The sequence below is a fragment of the Desulfovibrio sp. OH1186_COT-070 genome, from assembly GCF_003860215.1.
GTDB lineage: Bacteria > Desulfobacterota > Desulfovibrionia > Desulfovibrionales > Desulfovibrionaceae > Desulfovibrio.
On record NZ_RQYH01000253.1, the window covers coordinates 1 to 322 of the forward strand.

At 32.9% G+C, this 322-nt stretch carries 1 pseudogene; it reads left to right on the top strand.

Annotated features, from left to right (window positions below):
* Positions 1-322 (top strand): annotated as a pseudogene (locus EII23_RS12730) (IS6-like element IS257 family transposase); the annotation flags it as partial.

Consider the following 322-nt stretch of genomic DNA (forward strand, 5'->3'; position numbering starts at 1 on the left):
GAGGGACATACATTAGATATTTGGTTGCGTAAGCAACGAGATAATCATTCAGCATATGCGTTTATCAAACGTCTCATTAAACAATTTGGTAAACCTCAAAAGGTAATTACAGATCAGGCACCTTCAACGAAGGTAGCAATGGCTAAAGTAATTAAAGCTTTTAAACTTAAACCTGACTGTCATTGTACATCGAAATATCTGAATAACCTCATTGAGCAAGATCACCGTCATATTAAAGTAAGAAAGACAAGGTATCAAAGTATCAATACAGCAAAGAATACTTTAAAAGGTATTGAATGTATTTACGCTCTATATAAAAAGA